Origin of the sequence: Brevibacillus thermoruber 423, from assembly GCF_000454065.1 — a bacterium.
GTDB lineage: Bacteria > Bacillota > Bacilli > Brevibacillales > Brevibacillaceae > Brevibacillus > Brevibacillus thermoruber.
In genome coordinates, this window is the sequence record NZ_ATNE01000001.1 from 497132 (window position 1) to 514360 (window position 17229).

Consider the following 17229-nt stretch of genomic DNA (forward strand, 5'->3'; position numbering starts at 1 on the left):
TTTTCCTACCGCCAGTTGTTTAGACGCTTTAACCCAAAAAATGTTACGATTTCATTTTGATTGGGGATTTATTTGTATAAGGATTTTTATGAAGTATCAATTCCGTCTAAGGAATCTGTCCGGTACGATTACGGAACATGCCTGGATTGGACGGCTGCCAGTCACATGGCGAGATAGTTGAGGAACTGCTGCGTAACCTGGTAGAAGCAAAGCGCGGATGGTTAGATGTTAAGCTGGAACATGGCGATGCGATCCGATCCCGGAACCGCAAGAGGAGTACAGCGGCAAAATCAATCTGCGCTGCTACCTCCTTGATGGAATCAATCATAAATCCCTCAATTTTTTGTTTTAGACCCGTAATGATCTCGGGAAGAAGTTTTTTCGCAATGTTGAAGTCGTATGTTTCCATTCGTCGATGCCACGTTTAATCTTTTGCTTACGATTAAAATTGATCGCCTTCTTGGCATAAGAAAAACCCTTGATTTCTCAAGGGTTCTGGCGTTCGTTGTATGGTGGAGCATAGCGGGTTCGAACCGCTGACCTCTACACTGCCAGTGTAGCGCTCTCCCAGCTGAGCTAATGCCCCGTATCACGTTATCTTCTTCGGAACATCTCGTTCCTTACCACGAGATTGATTATAGCACATGCCTTCTTCAAAGATCAATAGGATTTTAAAAAAATTTTTCACCCTGACGAAACGGAAAATGTTCTGCCCGAAACCCGTTGAACGACCTTCTGATACGCCTCCTCCTTCGCCGCTATAAATACCTGACCGTCACCTCTCCCCCGCCATCCACCCCCCCTGCATGCGCCCACCAAGCGTAACGGACCGGCCCGCTTATCCGTATATGTACATAGGAACACCGCTGCCCTGAAATCAACTCGCCATCATCCATTCATAGCGCGGCGGACTGCAGCACGAGCATAAGCACACCGCCCGAAAAAACGATGGGCAAGCGGATCGCGAACACCGAGCAACATCAATAAACGCTCAAAACCCCTGACAACCGGAGGAAACCCATGATACCGACATCAACCATCCCAACCGTACACCCCTGGAAAAAACGCCTGCTCACCTGGTCGGCCGTCTGCCTGGCGGCGGCCGCGCTGTGGTCCGGGTACGTTCTGTGGCGGATCGATCAGACGAGCCGCAACGCCGCTCCGCAAAAAGCGGACGCGGCCATCGTGCTGGGGGCGGCCGTGTGGGGAGACCAGCCCAGTCCGGGGCTGCGGGAGCGGCTGGATTTGGCGCTGCGGTTGTACAAGGAAGGATACGTGCCCACCCTGATCGTCACAGGGGGACTGGGTGACGGAAAAGGCGTGACGGAGGCGCTGGTCATGCGCAGCTACCTGGTGGAGCAGGGCGTGCCGGCAGACCGCATCCTGATGGAGTCCGAGGCGACCAACACGTACGAAAACCTGCTGTTCAGCCGGCAGGTCATGCAGCAAAACGGCCTGCACAGCGCGCTTGTCGTCAGCCACGACTATCACCTCGTCCGGGCGATGGACATGGCGCAAGCGCTGGGCATATCCGCCCATCCCGTCGGGGTGAAGTCCAACGTGCTGTACAGGCCGTATCACTTGGCGCGAGAGGTGCTGGCGTACACCAAATGGCGCCTCTCGTATCTGGGAAGTCAGCTTTCGATGCGCTGATTCTTGCGCATGATCAGATACACGTCCACGTAATGGCGGATCCGCTCCATGATGCGGGCCGCCTTTGTTCGTTCGATCCGGTTGCCGTTGGAGATGGAGAGATGCTCCTCCAGCTCCTCCAGCGAGTAGTTGGAGGTGAACAGCGTCGGCAGGTGGTTGTTGACGCGCTGGTTGAGGATGACGCCCAGCACTTCGTCGCGCACCCAGGGCGTGAGGTTTTCCGCGCCGATGTCGTCCAGGATCAGAACGGGCACTTCCTTCAGCATCTCCAGTTTGCCGGCGTACGACTGGTCGGACAGCGAGTCCTTCATCTCGCGGACAAAATCGGGCACGTACACCATGAGCGAAGCGATATTGCGCTCCGACAGCTCGCGGGCGATCGCCCCCATGATGTAGCTTTTGCCCACGCCAAACGGCCCGTGCAGGTACAGTCCTTTTACCCGCTCGCCGCTGCCGACCGTCTGGCAAAACCGGATGGCCGCCGCCACGGCCGCCCTATTCGCCTGGTCCAGCTCCAGCCGGTCAAAGCTGGCGGCCATCGTCTCCTCGGAGACGTAGTAGCTGCGCATCAAGCGGCGGCGGCGCAGGTCTTCCTCGTACGCCTGCTGCTTGTCGCAGGGAGAGATGGCGCTGACGATGGCGCCGTTTCTCACGCTGAGCTGGCTGCGGTGGCCCTTGACCAGGTTGGGACACTGCTCCAGCCCGGGACAGTGCTCACACCAGTACTGCTCCTTTACCGCCGTGTAGACGCTGGACAGGGCCCGCAGGTAGTCGTCGCGGGACAGGTCCGGGTGTTCCTGCTGAAACGACTGCAAATAGGCGGAGGAGCGAAACATCTTGTCCAACTGCTGATCCGGCGTCAGCAGGTGGCGCGGCGTCCGCTTGGCCAGTTCCTGCATGAATTGGCTGATCGATTCCATCCCTCATCACACTCCTCTCTGCCGTCTGCGCAGCGATTCCAACATGGTTTTCAACTCGGGATCGTCCTGGATGGACTGTCCTTTGACCGTCTCCTGGGGCTCGCGCTCCTGCGAAAGCTGCCATTCCACCGAAGCAGGCAGCTTGTCCTGCAGGATGGGGCGGCCGCCACGGCGAACGGCGGTGTCCGTTTCCCGCTTCGGCCGCTTCGCCTTCTCCGCGTGCTGCGCCCGCTGGTCGGCGCGCTCCAGGATCTGCCGCACGGCTTCGTCCACGGTCGTGATCCGCTTCGCCTTCCAACTGTCGCGGATCGTCTCCATGTAGGCTTTGGGCAGTTCCATCTGCATGCTCTGCAGCGTGTGAAGCAGCAGCGCATTGGCCACCTCGACGGTCAGGCCGTCGCCAAACACCAGGTTTTCCGCCCGTTCCAAAAAGACCCGGCTCACCCGGCCGCCAACCACCCGCTCCAGCAGGGAGAGGGGCGAGAGCTGCCGGCAGGCGCGGGCAAACGCTTCGCTGCCCGGTTCCGGCAGGCGGCCCGGCCCCCACTCGTCGTCGCCTGGGGCAGGGGCCGCCGGCGTGCGGTGCAGCTTGTCGTCCGTGTAGCGCTGCACCAGCCGCTTGCGCAGGACGTCCATGTCCAGGCTGCCGTCCGGCTTGTACAGGGTCCAGTCGCGCAGTTCCTGCCCCAATCCCCAACTGTCCAGTTGGTAGAAGTGGTGCAGCTTGTACAAAAACTCCACGCTTTCCCCGGAGAAGACCTTGTCCGGGGAGGCGTTGTCCGGCAGGTAGTGGCGCAGGGACGAAGCCCCGAGCGGGTGATGGACCGCCGCTTCAAAGCCCGACTGCATCGGAGACGCCGGATAGCGGGTTTCCATCTGCGCGAGAAACTGTTCCCGCTCCGATCCTTTGTGCACTTCCAACTCGGACGGTTTCAACGATTGGAACACTTCGTAAAAATCCTTGGTCACCGTCTCCGCCACCGGGTACTCCTGTTCCAAAGCTGCCCCCAGCGGGTCGGCGTACCGCTGCCGCAACTGCTGGTAGCGGACGTTTTCGATTTTGTTCAGCAGCATCACGGACAGCACGTAGTCGGCAAAAAACTCGTTTGGCGTCAGCGGCGGTTTTACCAGGTATTCGTAAAAGTAGTCCCGCTGCCGATTCTCCCGTCTGCGGACGGCCAAAAGGCCCAGTGCCTCCAGCCGCTCCCGCGCCGCCAGCAGGCGGTCCAGCGAGAGATCGGTCATCAGCATCAGGCTGCGGTGCGTGCTTTCCACCGCCGCTCCGTTCGCCTCCTGCACCTCGTGCACCAGCAGTTGGTAGAGGGAAAACGACTCCACACCGATGATCGGCAGGTAGAGCTGGGTGACGAAGCCCATTTCGGCAAAGCTGAGCGGACGCGCCAGCCGCACCAGATATCGATCTTTCGGCAGTAATTCGTTCCACACGAGACGAGGCATTGATCCTTTTCCTTCCTGACTAGTCTGGTTTCCCTATTATATCATGTCCGGCCGGCGATAGATACGACAGTGGCTGGAAGAGCACGCGCCGCCGCCGTACCCGAAACGGCGGGACGCGCGTAGGGGGGTGAAGCAGTTCGTCCCCGCTCCAGAAGAACGGAGCGCGTTGGCCGGACACGACGACCTCCGGCTCGCCAACGCGGAGCCAAAAAAGATCGCCTCCTCCGCCGTCCGGCCCTCCGCGGATGAAAGCAGGACGTGCTCGCGGCTATCGGGAAAGGGGCTCTCTGAAACCCGAACGAATGGGGTTTGAAGACAGCAGGAAAGACGCTCTTGCACATCGCAAGGGCGTCTTCTTGGCCTGATGACAACCCAATTGTATCAAAGGAGAAGCATGTTTCCAGACAGAGCGACTGGCGAATCCCTACCAAGCGACGCAGCGATTTGCGGGAAAGGCTTGTCCTCCCCTTCCCCGCTGCCTTACTCCGCCTGACCCGAGCCGCGCGCCTGGGCCAGCAGTTCTTCCAGTTCCTTCATGAACACGTTGATGTCCTTGAACTGGCGGTAGACGGAAGCGAACCGGACATAGGCCACTTCGTCGACGTGGTACAGCCGCTCCATCACTTTTTCCCCGACGTCCTTGCTGGGGATTTCTGACTGGCCGCTGCTGCGCAGTTCCTTCTCAATCTCGTTGACGACGTTCTCCAGCACCTCCAGCGGCACCGGCCGCTTTTCACAGGCCCGCACCAGGCCGCGGAGCACCTTTTCCCGACTGAATTCTTCGCGGGTTCCGTCTTTTTTAATGATCAAGAGCGGTGTCTCCTCCACCACCTCAAACGTGGTAAAGCGGCGTTCGCACTTTTCGCATTCGCGCCGGCGGCGAATCGACTTGTTATTGTTAAAGGGGCGGGAATCTAGTACCCTGGTCCCATTGTAATCGCAAAACGGACAGCGCATCGCGGAATCAACTCCAATTATGACGGTACTTTCATTCAGTGTCCCTCAATTTCCCGCCGGAAGTCAAGTCAATCCTTGTACCTATTTCACGTCTAAGCCAAATGGAGTACAATTTGGGTACAGGTTGGAGGGATTCCTATGCGGTTAGTTTCAATAAAACAAGCCCGCCCCGGGATGAAGGTGGGCCGCACGATCTTTACCGAAGACGGGAAAACGTTACTGGGGGTAGGCGTCACCCTTACCGAACGGCTGATTCAGGGGTTGACCCGCTCCGGCATCGACTCGCTCTACATTGAAGACGAGCGTACGGAAGACATCGTCGTGGAGGACGTCATCCGGCCGGAAACCCGCCAGACAGCCGTCGAAGCGATTGTCAAAACAGTCAAGCAGATCACCAACTCGAACAAGCTGGCCCGGAAGGTTTCGCTCAACGAAATGGGGCTTCTCTTTCAGCAGGCCTGTAATTCCATCTTGGACGACATGATGGGCAACCAGCAGCTCTTGCTCCATCTGACCAGCATCTCCACCCATTCGCCCTCGCTCTACCATCACTCGGTCAACGTGGCGGTACTGGCGGCCGCGGTCGGCATGTCGCTCGGCTACAGCCGCAGCCAACTGATGGAGTTGAGCATCGGGGCGATGCTGCACGACATCGGCAAGGTGCAGCTTCCGCCGGAGCTGTTGCAAAAGCAGGAGCGCTGGAACGAGGAAGAGCAGGAGATCGCCAAGCAGCACACGATGCTGGGCTTCAACCTCCTGCGCAAGCAGCACGACATCTCGCTGTTGTCCGCCCACGTCTGCCTGCAGCACCACGAGCGGCTGGACGGCAGCGGTTACCCGCAGGGGTTGAAAGGAAAGAACATTCACGAGTACGCGCAGATCGTCGGTATCTGCGACGTCTACGATTCGCTCACGTCTCCCCGCCCCTGGCGAAAGCGGTACATGCCGCAGGACGCGCTGGAATACCTGTTCGGGGCGGGCGGACACCTGTTTGAGCACCATCTGATCAAAGCCTTCAGCAAACACATCGCCGTCTTCCCGATCGGCAGCAGCGTCGTGCTGAACACCGGCGAGGTGGGCGTCGTCTGCCGGGTCGACCCGGACTACTGCCACCGCCCCACCGTCCGTGTCTTGAAGGACGGCCGCGGCAACGACGTGCGCGTGCCGTACGAACTGGATCTGAAGTCGCAGATCAACCTGTTCATCGTCGGCTTTGAAGACGAAGAATTGTTCTCGCTGGAAGGGCTTGCGCAAAACAGTGCAAATTGAAACGTCTCCTTCCCATAATAAACCCCACCCGGCTATACCTAACGCTGAGCCGGGCGGGGGCCCCCCAACTTTCTTCCATGACTTCTTCGTTTTACAGAAAAGCCTCTATCGAAAACTAACCTGCCCCCGACTTCGGAGGCAGGTCTCTCAACGCTACTCAGCTTCCTTGCCGCTTGGACCCACTCGTACCTCCCTTTCCTTGTTCAAAACAGGACTTATATCCTTCCATCCCTTCGGTTCTATAATCTGAAACTTGGAAGTGTCAGCGCCTTTGTCAATTGACAGACGAAGCACTTCCATCTGATTCATTACGGTTCCCTCATCATCTGTCTCAACCAGTTTTAACAACACTCCCGTTTCCTGATCAACCCATAGCTTGAATGTGTTCGCCCGGTGTTTTTCTGCCAGTGTCCCGGATAGAGTTCCTTCAAGTACGACTGCCGTTCGATCCAGATATTGTTCCGTTCCCACAATTTCGTGCGGGTACCGATAGAGCCAAAAACCATAAGCCTGCGGAAAGATGACATCGTGAGCCCTTTCTGCATACGATGGGTCTTTTCTGTATTTATATACAGGGATTCCCTCTTCATCTTTATAGTAGCGGGGGCCCTTCTGGATTTTGCTTTCCTTCGTCACCTTTTTTATTTTCTGCTGTTTGACAAATGCTTTTTCCTGTTCGTATAAATGGATCATGGTCTCCCCATTTGATATGTGCTCACTCTGCTTCCCTGTCACGTTGCTTTTCACTTTTACGTAGCTCCCGGGTGTATCGCCTATGGATACGTCAAATTCCACAACCTCATCGACGCCAATTGGCTTTTGAATGATTCGATAAGCTCCTTGAATGGTGGTATAATAATCAATGGCGTTGAGCATTTTATCCCGGATTTCCGCAGCGGTAATATCTTGACGTGCGGAATGTATTTCTGATTTTTGCTGAACCGTGGTTTCATTTGAAGCGGGAGACGGAGCATTTCCTGTATCTCCACTAGAGCCATAGGCGACTGAAGTGAGTAGTAAACATATACCTGTGCAGCCGGCAATCATTATTTTTTTTGACATTATATGCCCTCCTTACTTGTTTTACATTCATTAATAAACCAATCGTGCAGCATCCGCTCCAGTATCCCCGCTTCAATCATAATCATACGCTATGACCATCAACTCAACATCCCCGGTAACAGTAACGTCATCCCCAACAAAATTCCACCCTTCATCCGCGGTATATTGATTGACAGATTACTTTTGTAAACAAAAGTACTTCCATTGTAATCACTACAACCGGAACCAGAAACAGGATCATTGTCGCAAGTATACGTTTTCGCAGAGGCTCCCGGTGCCAACAATACAGAAAGCATGGCTAAGATCGTAACACCGCCCATAATTTTTTAACCTAACAATTCTAGCATTAATACCAAAAAATTTCAAATATTTAGGGTGACACACAGGATTAGTAATTGGTTTTCAAGCACAGAGGCGTATGGATACATCCATATCCGTTCCAGCGCAAGGAATTTCGAACATTGATTTCCTTGTACATGATTTCGATGAAAACGAGGCAAATCCCATGTGGCCAATGAAGTTTGAATCTGTTCAGCGGGCCCTTGTTTTATTCTTTGACAGGATTGAACGAATCGTCTTGATGCGTGATCTTTGTCCACCATCGACGGTTTACATCTAACCTGCGAATTTTTGTTGGTTAGAGGATATGAGTGGCACGAGGTATCCTAAAACCATGACAAATACCGGCACTTTTCGGACTGAACCATCCAGAGCTACATGATAACCCCCAGTCAATCTCACCAAGTTTCGTCTCGTAGCGAAGAACAGCGGGAACCTGTTTCGGAAGACGAAGTCCCCCTATCATCATTCAAGATGATTTACCCCTTGTCTTGCACGTTCGCAAAAACCCCCTGGACTCCGCAAGGGTCCCAGGGGGTTCGCTGTTTACGGGCAGGTTAGTTCGCGGCTACGGCTGCCGCCTCTTTTGTCCGGGTGCGGTTGCGATCCTCGGACACGTGGCGCACCAGATCGACCACGCGGCAGGAGTAGCCCCACTCGTTGTCGTACCAGGCGATCACTTTTACCTGGTTGGTGCCCATCACCATCGTGGAGAGTCCGTCGATGATGGAGGAGTGATCGTTGCCGTTGAAGTCGCTGGAGACCAGCGGTTCGTCGCAGAATTCGATGTAGCCCTTCATGCTGCCTTCGCTCGCTTCGCGCAGCACGCGGTTCACCTCTTCCACGGTCACCGGCTTCTTGGTGTTGACGACCAGGTCGACGACGGAGACGTTCGGCGTCGGGACGCGCAGGGCGAAGCCGTTCAGCTTGCCGTTCAGCTCCGGCAGCACCTTGCCCACGGCACGAGCGGCGCCGGTCGTGGTCGGAATGATCGATTCGCCGGCAGCGCGTGCGCGGCGCAGATCCTTGTGCGGGTTGTCGATGTTCACCTGATCGTTGGTGATGGAGTGAACCGTCGTCATCAGGCCCTGCTCGATGCCGAACGCGTCGTGCAGAACCTTGGCCACCGGCGCCAGGCAGTTGGTGGTGCAGGAGGCGTTGGAGATGATGTGATGCTTCTCGTGGTCGTAAATCTCATCGTTTACGCCCATGACAATAGTCACGTCTTCTTCCTTGGCCGGCGCGGTGATGACCACCTTTTTCGCGCCGCTTTTCAGGTGCTTGCCGGCGCCTTCGCGGTCCTTGAACTTGCCGGTGGCCTCCACGACGATCTCCACGCCCAGTTCGCCCCACGGCAGATTGAGCGGGTCGCGGTCGGACAGCACGACAGTCGGCCTGCCGTTTACGATGATCTGGTTGTCCTGCACGTCCACTTTATGGGGAAAACGCCCGTGAATGGTATCGTATTTCAACAGATGAGCGAGTGTTTCAGGGGGATAGCTGGCATTGATGGCAACGATCTCGATGTTGGGGTCCTGAACAGCGCGGCGAAAAACCATACGTCCGATGCGTCCGAAACCATTAATACCGATTTTGATTGTCATAATTAGAAACCCCTTCCTACATTGAGTTACACTAATCCTTACTTTTATTATAATAAGTATGACACAATTATCAATGTGTTTTACTGAAAAAATAAATATTTGGACGATTTGCCATCCTGTTTTCCGTTCGGTCGGAAGGGGCGGGGTGATCAGGCAAAGGACAGGACAAGCGGGAAGGGCATGAGACTGCGACCAGGCGATCGAGGTGGCAGGGAGCGAACGCGTAAAGCATGAAAAGCCCCCATCTGTTCGGGAAGGAGGCCCGTCGAAGAATCAGGAACAATTGTGGACGAATGCCTGAGAGCTACCAATCAGCCCAGGGCACAAAAGGGACCCTGCCGTACGACGACATATGCAGCAAGTGCAGCGGGAAAACAGCGTCTGTGGAGTAAGATGCTGACATTAGAGGGTGATTGGCTGCAAGTGACGACTATCCATGGTAAAATTTGTATGATACAGGCGGTTAGCGCATTCAAGCAGATGGAGGAATCTCGAGGCCGCCATAACAAATCGCTGCGCAATGAAAGTGCCAATTACCGCCTGTCCGACTTTTCCATTCAGGGTGCCGAATTGCCGGATGTGGAGGAAATCCTCTCCTACGAAGGTTCAACCATGACAGACCTGCTGCTGCCTTCGGATGAGAAGCTCTCATTTATCCTGGATGGCAATCAGGTGAAAGGGTTTACGCTCGCAACGGATACGAGGCCAATCATGGCCGGTGAATCAGGGTCTGAATTGTTTGAACTGCACGAGAAAATAAAGGCGGAGCTGGGCGAAGACGTTAACCTCACGTACGTTTTTTACGCGGGCGGGTTTATTTTTGTCGCTGTTGACCAAAAAGGACAAGAAAGTGTGTGGCTGGATAGACGGGCGGCAACGATTTTGAATGTGTCTCCCTCCACGCCGTACGCTCCAGAAGAGATACTGGAACACATACAGAAAGGGGCGAAAGCAGCTGTTACGTCAAAGTCAAAATCAAAGCCAGAGGAACTATAAAAGCCGCTCTCCCCAGGGGAGAAAGCGGCATTACTGCAGTTCTTCGGAATAGATGTTGCGGTATCGGTCGTGGTAGTAGAGAACCCGCTGGACGTACAGGCGGGTCTCGCCGAACGGGATGTCCTCGAGGGTGTCTCGCTCTCCGTTCCACTGCTCGCGCGTGAGCCATACGTTTACCTTGCCGGGGCCGGCGTTGTAGGCGGCAATGGTTTTGACCACGTCGCCCTGAAACCTCTGCTGCAAGAACGACAGGTACCAGGTCCCGATGTTGATGTTCATCTCCGGATCGTACAGGTAGTCCTTTTGCTTCGGCTGAAAGCCCGCCTGCTCCACAATCCATTCTGCCGTGTCGGGCATGATCTGCATCAGCCCGATCGCTCCCTTTTTCGAGACGTTGTCCGGTTTGAAGCCGCTCTCCGAACGGATGATGGCCAAAATCAGGTAGGGGTCTACCTGATAGCGGCGGGACGCCTCCAAGATCTCGCTCTGATACTTGATCGGATACATCCACTTCCAGACCAAGGGGGAGTTGATCAGCAAAAAGACGCCCATCAGCACGATCAGGACGACTGTCGCTCGCCTGCCTCGCTTCATCCCGACAGCTCCGCTTTCAATTCTGCCAGCAGGCGCTCCACCTGCCGTTCCGTCTCTTCACGCGTCCCGGTGTTGTCAATCAGAAAATCGGCGAGCTGTTTTTTCTGCTCAATCGGCCACTGCGCCCTAAGCCGCTTGTGCGCCTGTTCCTCATCCAGCTCGTCCCGCTCTAACATCCGCGCCAACTGGACGGAGGCCGGCGCGTACACCACGACGATTTTATCTACCATATGCTGCAGCTTGCTCTCAAACAACAAGGGAATATCCATAAACACAATGGCAGCCCCGTTCCGCTCCGCGGTTTCCGCCTCTTCCCGCATCACCCGGCGGACTTCCGGGTGGACGATGGCGTTCAGCTTCTGCCGCTCCGCCTCGTCGGAAAAGACGATTTCCCCCAGCTTCTTGCGGTTGATCTGGCCGTCGGCAAGCAGGATGTCCCTGCCGAAGTGACGAACGATCGCCTCGTAGGCAGGTTTGCCCGGCTCCACAACCTCGCGGGCGATCTGGTCGGCGTCAATGACAGGAATGCCGCGCTCCCGCAGCATGGCCGTCACCGTACTTTTTCCCGTGGCGATGCCTCCTGTCAATCCTAGAATCATGCCCGATTTCCTCCTCGTTTGATGGGCTTGCCAACTTTTTGACAGGCGGGACAGATGTGCGTCCCCCTGCCGCCGACCACGAACCGGACGATCTCGGTTCCGCAGCGGGTACACGGCTCCCCTTTGCGGCCGTATACCAACAGCGACTGCTGAAACATGCCCATCTCGCCCTGGCCGTTGACGTACGACTTGATCGAACTGCCGCCTTGTGCCACCGCCTCTGTCAGCGTGGCGACGATGCTTTCGTGCAGCTTGGCCACCTGTTTGGCGGTCAGGCTGCCTGCCGGCTGTTCCGGGTGAATGCCCGCCCGAAAGAGGGATTCGTCCACATAAATATTCCCCAACCCGACAATACATTCCTGATTCAACAGAAGCGGCTTGATCTTGGTCGTCCGCCCTTTGAGCAGACGGCGCAGCACGTCCGGGGTAAAGCTGTCCTCCAGCGGTTCGACGCCCAGTTTGGCCAGCGGCCCCTCGCTCGTTTCCAATCCGATCGGGAACAGGTCCATCGTTCCGAACTGGCGAACGTCCCGGTAGCGCAGTTCGGTGCCGTCGGCAAAGTGGAAAATGACGTGCGTGTGCTTCTCCACCGGATCCGAGGCCTGATACAGGCCGTAGCGTCCCTCCATGCGCAGATGGGAGACGAGCACGTCCTTGTCCAGAATGAACTGGATAAACTTGGCCCGCCGCTTGATCTCACGAATGGTCTGGCCGGCCAGCTGCGCCTTGAACGCTTCCACGTCGTCCGGCCGGCGCACAATCCGCGGCAGCGTCACGCTGACGCGTTCGATCGTCTTGCCCAGCACGAGGGTGCGCAGGGTGCGGACGATCGTTTCCACCTCAGGCAGTTCCGGCATGGGTCTCCTCCTCTCGTTTGTCTCTCGATGCTGTGGGATCGTCCCGGTTACTTCGCGTCGTACCAGGTGCGTCCGTAATGCACGTCCACTTTCAGCGGCACGTCCAGCTTGAGCGCGTTTTCCATCACGTCCGGCACCAGCTTCTGCATGACGGCCAGTTCCGCTTCCGGCACTTCGAAGACCAGTTCGTCGTGCACCTGCAGGAGCATCCGGCTCTGGAGCCCTTTTTCCCTGATGCTCTCCTGCATCCGGATCATCGCCAGCTTGATGATGTCGGCGGCCGTTCCCTGGATCGGGGTGTTCATCGCCGTACGCTCCGCAAACGAGCGCAGGTTGAAGTTGCTGCTCTTGATGTCCGGCAGGTAGCGGCGTCGGTGCAGAAGCGTGGTGACGTAGCCGTCCTGCTTCGCCTGCTTGACGATCTCTTCCATGTACCGCTTCACGCCGGAAAAGACGGCGAAGTAGCGTTCGATGAAGTCGGCCGCCTCCTTGCGGGTGATGTTCAGGTTTTGCGACAAGCCGTAGTCGCTGATCCCGTAGACGATGCCGAAGTTGACCGCCTTGGCCTGGCGGCGCATCAGCGGAGTGACCTCCGCCTCGCTCACTCCAAACACGTCCATCGCCGTTCGCGTGTGGATGTCCATCCCCTTGCGGAAGGCGTCAATCAGGTTTTCGTCCCCGGAGATGTGGGCCAGGACGCGCAGTTCGATCTGCGAATAGTCGGCGGCCAGCATGTACCAGCCCTCTTCGGAAGGAATGAACGCCTCGCGGATTTTCCGGCCTTCCTCCAGGCGGATCGGGATGTTTTGCAGGTTGGGCTCGGTGCTGGACAGGCGGCCGGTCGCCGTGGTGGCCTGATTGAACCGCGTGTGAATCTTGCCCGTCTTGGCGTGAATCTCCTTGGTCAGCCCCTCGATGTACGTGGAGCGCAGCTTGCCCAACTGGCGGAAGTGCAGGATCTCCCCGATGATCGGATGGTACGGCGCCAGCTTTTCCAGCACGTCGGCGCTGGTGGACGGGCCGGTCTTCGTCTTCTTCAGCACGGGCAGGTCCAGTTTGTCGTACAGGATCTCCCCCAACTGCTTCGGCGAATTGATGTTGAACGGCGTGCCGGCCAGCTCGTAAATCTTCGCCGTCAGCTTCTCCAACTGGCTGTCCAGCTCTTCGCCCATCTCCAGCAGCCGCTCGCGGTTGATTTTGACGCCCTGCTTTTCCATTGCGGCCAGGACCAGACTGAGCGGCGCTTCCAGGTCGGTGAGCAGTTCGTCCAGCTTGTGCCGGGCCAGCTCGTCCCGAAGTTTCGGCACGCTCTGCCAGATCGCAGCCGCTTTGCGGGCCACGTGTTCGCTGAGGACGTCTGTCTCCGGCACCAGCCGCTTGGCTCCTTTGCCGTACACCTCATCGTCCGGCAGCACGCCCACCTCGGCGTACTGGGCGGCGACGCCGTCCAGTGTCGGATTGCTCTCCGTCGCGTTCAGCAGGTAGGAGGCCAGGTAGACGTCAAAGCCGATGCCGGCTGTCTCCAGACCGTGCCAGGCCAGTCCTACCGTATCCCGTTTGCCGTCAAACACCCATTTTTCCCGGGTATCGTCCGCCAGCCAGTCGCGGAACGCCTGCCACTCCACGGTCGCGTCGTAGGGCACGTAGAGCGAGACGCCTTCTGCGGCCAGCCCGAAGCCGAGGATCGGCGCGTGGTGGTAGTTGTCGCCGTCCATCTCCACGTACAGCGCCATGGGCGACGTCAGCTTTTCGGTGTAGCGGTCTGTCCTGCCGCTCTCCACCACCTCGAAGGAAAACGGCGCGCGCTCTTGTCCCGACGCGCCCGCTTCCTCCGGTGCGGCAGCCTTCACCTTGGGCAGGAGCGATTTGAATTCCATTTTTTTGAAAAACTCAGTGACAGCCGCCGCGTCGTAGCCGGGATACACCGTCTGTTCCACGTCCAGATCGACGGGGGCGTCCCGCATGATGGTCGCCAGCGCCTTGCTCATCCTGGCCTGCTCCACGTTTTCGCGCAGGTTTTCCTGCAGCTTTTTGCCGGAGATCCGGTCGATGTTCTCCAGCACCGCTTCCACCGATCCGTATTCGTGCAGGAGCTTCAGCGCGGTCTTTTCCCCCACGCCGGGCACGCCCGGGATGTTGTCCGAGGCGTCGCCCATCAGCCCTTTCAGGTCGATGATCTGGAGCGGCTTCAACCCGTACTTGTCCGCGATCTCCTTGGGCGAATACAGCTCCATCTCGCTTACGCCCTTGCGCGTCAACGCCACGGACACGTTGTCGGAGACCAACTGGAGCATGTCCTTGTCCCCGGTGATCACCGTCGTCTTCCAGCCCGATTCGTCCGCCCGCCGGGTGAGCGTCCCGATGATGTCATCCGCTTCGTATCCTTCCAGTTCAAAGCGCTGGATGGAAAACGCGTCCAGCAGCTCGCGAATCAGCGGAAACTGCTCCGACAGCTCCGGCGGCGTCTTGGCCCTGCCGCCCTTGTACTCGGCAAACTCGCTGTGGCGAAACACGACTTTGCCCGCGTCAAACGCGACCAGCATGTGCGTCGGCTTCATCTCTTCCAGAACCTTGAGCAGCATGGTGGTGAAGCCCAGCACCGCGTTGGTGTGCAGTCCCGCCGACGTGGACAGCAGCGGGAGCGCGTAAAACGCCCGGTTGGCGATGCTGTTCCCGTCAATCAACACAAAGTGGCTCAACTCGTACGACTCCTCTCGTTCCATCACTATTCCTTCAGTTTACCACAGGGCCACACCCCTGGCAAAACAAGTCTCTCTGCGGCGGATCCGGCGGGTAAGCATTCCTCTGCTTGAACAAACTAGGAAAAACAAACGGAAAGAAGGCGATCACATGCGCAAACGAACATGGGGGGCAGCCCTGCTCGCCGCCTGTCTGTTCTCCTTCACGGCGGGGGCGCACGCCCTCGCTCCCGGTGCTTCCCCGGCAAAAGCGGCCGGCAAGAAGGTGGCGGTTGTCATCGACGACTTTGGGAACAACATGGCGGGTACGGACGACATTCTCAACCTGCCCGTTCCCCTGACGGTCGCGGTGATGCCGTTTTTGCCCAGCACCAAACGGGACGCGGAGCAGGCCCATCAGAAGGGACACGACGTGTTTGTCCACCTGCCGATGGAGCCGGTAAAGGGAAAGCGTTCCTGGCTGGGGCCCGGGGCCATCACCACTGACCTGAGCGACGAGGAGATCCGCGACCGCGTCCGCAAGGCGATCGACGATGTTCCGCACGCGATCGGCTTGAACAACCACATGGGCTCCAAGGCGACCGCAGACGAGCGCGTGATGCGGGCCGTGCTGGGCGTGTGCAAGGAACGGGGGCTGATCTACCTGGACAGCAGGACGACGCCCCGCAGCACCGCGGCCAGAATTGCCCGGGAGCTGGGCGTGCCGTTTCTGGAAAACGAACTGTTTCTGGACGACGTCTACACCGTCTCGCACATTACCCGCCAAATGGAAACGCTGTGCAGGCGAATGAAAGACCACCCTGTCTGCATTGCCATCGGCCACGTCGGGCCTCCCGGCAAGAAAACGGCCTCCGTTCTGCGCCAGTACATCCCGCGCATACAGAAGGAGGCGACGCTTGTCACCGTCTCCACGCTTTTGAACAGCTTCGCGCCCTAGCCGTTTGAACCGGCTGTTCTCGTCGGTTCCGGCTGAAGGCGTCCGGTCTTCATCGCTCACGGCGTTTGTGATCGCCTGGGCGATTTTTTTTGGAACGGCAGGGCGGGCGGCAGGTCCCGCCCCCTTTGTCCGTGCGGCTGCCAATGTGTGGCGATTGTGAATTTTTCGATGGACCTGTAAAATAGAGAGCATGCGATTTCCCTATTGCAAGAAGGTGTAGGCATGAACAATCCCAACGAAAAGCCCTGGGTACCGCCTTATCTCGCCCTGTTTCTCGGCGTGGCGGCCGTCTCCACTTCGGCCATCTTCGTCAAGCTGTCCAGCGCGCCGGCGCCGATTATCGCCACGTACCGGCTGGTTTTTTCCGTGCTGCTGACGCTGCCGCTGCTGTTCTGGAACCGCGGGGCCATCGGCGAAATGATGCGGATGCCGGGCAGGCAGTGGCTGCTCTGTCTCCTGTCGGGAGCCTTTTTGGCCAGCCACTTCCTGCTCTGGTTCGAATCGCTCAACTTCACGTCCGTCGCCAGCTCCACCGTGCTGGTCACGCTGCAGCCGCTGTTTGCCTTTGTCGGCGGGTATTTCTTCTTTGGCGAGCGGATCCGCCCGCTGGCGCTGACGGGAGGCCTGCTGGCCATCGCCGGCAGCTTCGTCATCGGCTGGGGGGACTTTCGCGTCGGCGGCATGGCGCTGTGGGGAGACATTCTGGCGCTGATGGGCGCCGCCACCGTCACCGGCTACTGGCTGGTCGGCCAGTACGTGCGGCAGCACCTTTCCTCGTTTTCCTACACGCTCGTCGTCTACACGATCACCAGCGTGCTGCTGGTGGCGTACGATCTGGCGCTGGGGTACCCGCTGGCCGGTTACCGGGCCGAGGACTGGGGCTGGTTTTTCTGCCTCGCCCTGTTTCCGACGCTGCTCGGCCACTCGATTTTCAACTGGGTGATCAAATGGCTGAACACCACGACGATCTCCATGGGGATTCTGGGGGAACCGGTCGGAACGGCGATTCTGGCGTACATCATCCTGGGCGAAGTGATTACGCTTCCGCAATGGGTCGGCGGCCTGATCATTCTCGCCGGCATCTACCTGTTCATCCGCTGCAATACAGCCAAAGGAGTGGAGTCTCGTGAAGCAACCGCCGTACCGCCGGAAAAGCTTGCGTGAGTTCGTGAGCGGTCTCAGTATCTGGGCCAAGATCGGCTGGACCGTCCTGCTCGGCTACATCGTCGGCCGGATCATCTACTGGCTCAGCAAACTGTTCTGAAATCCGTCATCAAGCAAAACA

Annotated in this window: 16 protein-coding genes and 1 tRNA gene; 6 read left to right on the forward strand and 11 right to left on the reverse strand. The window is 57.7% G+C overall.

All coding sequences use genetic code 11. From position 1 onward, the window contains the following. Window positions 1-106: 106 nt before the first annotated feature. Window positions 107-409, reverse strand: a complete 303-nt coding sequence (locus M516_RS25395; protein ID WP_193746935.1) for a hypothetical protein — start codon at window positions 407-409, stop codon at window positions 107-109. 101 nt (window positions 410-510) lie between these two features. Then, window positions 511-586 (reverse strand) — tRNA-Ala (locus M516_RS0102365). Between the two features lie 434 nt (window positions 587-1020). Here M516_RS0102365 and M516_RS0102370 point away from each other — a divergent pair. Beyond that, on the forward strand, window positions 1021-1653 hold the full coding sequence (locus tag M516_RS0102370) for a YdcF family protein (RefSeq protein ID WP_029097704.1): 633 nt from the start codon (window positions 1021-1023) through the stop codon (window positions 1651-1653). Here M516_RS0102370 and dnaI read toward each other — a convergent pair. From dnaI to nrdR, 3 genes are all read right to left on the reverse strand, one after another. Continuing rightward, on the reverse strand, window positions 1635-2573 hold the full coding sequence (gene dnaI / locus M516_RS0102375; RefSeq protein ID WP_029097705.1) for a primosomal protein DnaI: 939 nt from the start codon (window positions 2571-2573) through the stop codon (window positions 1635-1637). The two genes, M516_RS0102370 and dnaI, sit on opposite strands and share 19 nt — an antisense overlap. A 6-nt stretch (window positions 2574-2579) precedes the next feature. Then, a complete protein-coding gene (locus tag M516_RS0102380) occupies window positions 2580-4031 on the reverse strand; it encodes a replication initiation and membrane attachment family protein (RefSeq protein WP_029097706.1) in 1452 nt (483 codons plus the stop codon). A 480-nt stretch (window positions 4032-4511) separates the two neighbouring features. Beyond that, window positions 4512-4988 carry a transcriptional regulator NrdR gene (gene nrdR, locus M516_RS0102385; protein WP_029097707.1) on the reverse strand — a complete coding sequence of 159 codons (477 nt, stop codon included), beginning with the start codon at window positions 4986-4988 and terminating at the stop codon, window positions 4512-4514. Window positions 4989-5126: 138 nt separating this feature from the next. Here nrdR and M516_RS0102390 point away from each other — a divergent pair, with 138 nt between their 5' ends. Continuing rightward, window positions 5127-6257 (forward strand): HD-GYP domain-containing protein, encoded by a 1131-nt coding sequence (locus tag M516_RS0102390; RefSeq protein ID WP_029097708.1) that lies wholly within the window; start codon window positions 5127-5129, stop codon window positions 6255-6257. Window positions 6258-6410: 153 nt separating this feature from the next. Here the strand turns inward: M516_RS0102390 and M516_RS0102395 are convergent, their stop codons facing one another. Together M516_RS0102395 and M516_RS0102400 are read right to left on the reverse strand one after the other, a co-directional pair. Further along, window positions 6411-7319: a sigma-E factor regulatory protein RseB domain-containing protein gene (locus tag M516_RS0102395; RefSeq protein WP_029097709.1), complete on the reverse strand. Its 909-nt coding sequence runs from the start codon at window positions 7317-7319 to the stop codon at window positions 6411-6413. A gap of 896 nt (window positions 7320-8215) precedes the next feature. Further along, window positions 8216-9262 (reverse strand): glyceraldehyde-3-phosphate dehydrogenase, encoded by a 1047-nt coding sequence (locus tag M516_RS0102400; protein ID WP_029097710.1) that lies wholly within the window; start codon window positions 9260-9262, stop codon window positions 8216-8218. 393 nt (window positions 9263-9655) lie between these two features. Here M516_RS0102400 and M516_RS22570 point away from each other — a divergent pair, with 393 nt between their 5' ends. Further along, window positions 9656-10258, forward strand: coding sequence for a hypothetical protein (locus M516_RS22570; RefSeq protein ID WP_051188069.1), 603 nt, complete (start codon window positions 9656-9658; stop codon window positions 10256-10258). 30 nt (window positions 10259-10288) lie between these two features. On the opposite strand, the gene M516_RS0102410 is transcribed toward M516_RS22570, so the two are convergent. The 4 genes from M516_RS0102410 to polA are packed head-to-tail and all read right to left on the reverse strand — an operon-like array spanning window position 10289 to window position 15007. Beyond that, window positions 10289-10852 (reverse strand): lytic transglycosylase domain-containing protein, encoded by a 564-nt coding sequence (locus M516_RS0102410; protein ID WP_029097711.1) that lies wholly within the window; start codon window positions 10850-10852, stop codon window positions 10289-10291. Next, complete coding sequence (gene coaE / locus M516_RS0102415; RefSeq protein WP_029097712.1) at window positions 10849-11451, reverse strand: dephospho-CoA kinase; 603 nt, start codon at window positions 11449-11451, stop codon at window positions 10849-10851. The genes M516_RS0102410 and coaE overlap by 4 nt, the downstream gene beginning before the upstream one ends. Continuing rightward, a complete protein-coding gene (gene mutM / locus M516_RS0102420) occupies window positions 11448-12308 on the reverse strand; it encodes a DNA-formamidopyrimidine glycosylase (RefSeq protein ID WP_029097713.1) in 861 nt (286 codons plus the stop codon). The genes coaE and mutM overlap by 4 nt, the downstream gene beginning before the upstream one ends. Window positions 12309-12355: 47 nt before the next feature. After that, window positions 12356-15007 carry a DNA polymerase I gene (gene polA, locus M516_RS0102425; RefSeq protein ID WP_029097714.1) on the reverse strand — a complete coding sequence of 884 codons (2652 nt, stop codon included), beginning with the start codon at window positions 15005-15007 and terminating at the stop codon, window positions 12356-12358. A gap of 151 nt (window positions 15008-15158) precedes the next feature. Here polA and M516_RS0102430 point away from each other — a divergent pair, with 151 nt between their 5' ends. The 3 genes from M516_RS0102430 (at window position 15159) to M516_RS25400 (ending at window position 17208) form a co-directional block, all read left to right on the forward strand. Then, on the forward strand, window positions 15159-15944 hold the full coding sequence (locus tag M516_RS0102430; RefSeq protein WP_029097715.1) for a divergent polysaccharide deacetylase family protein: 786 nt from the start codon (window positions 15159-15161) through the stop codon (window positions 15942-15944). 222 nt (window positions 15945-16166) lie between these two features. After that, entirely contained in the window at window positions 16167-17108 is a 942-nt protein-coding gene (locus M516_RS0102435; protein WP_029097716.1) for a DMT family transporter, read from the forward strand. Further along, window positions 17071-17208 carry a hypothetical protein gene (locus M516_RS25400; RefSeq protein ID WP_160297111.1) on the forward strand — a complete coding sequence of 46 codons (138 nt, stop codon included), beginning with the start codon at window positions 17071-17073 and terminating at the stop codon, window positions 17206-17208. Before M516_RS0102435 ends, M516_RS25400 begins: the two co-directional genes overlap by 38 nt. Window positions 17209-17229: the final 21 nt, after the last annotated feature.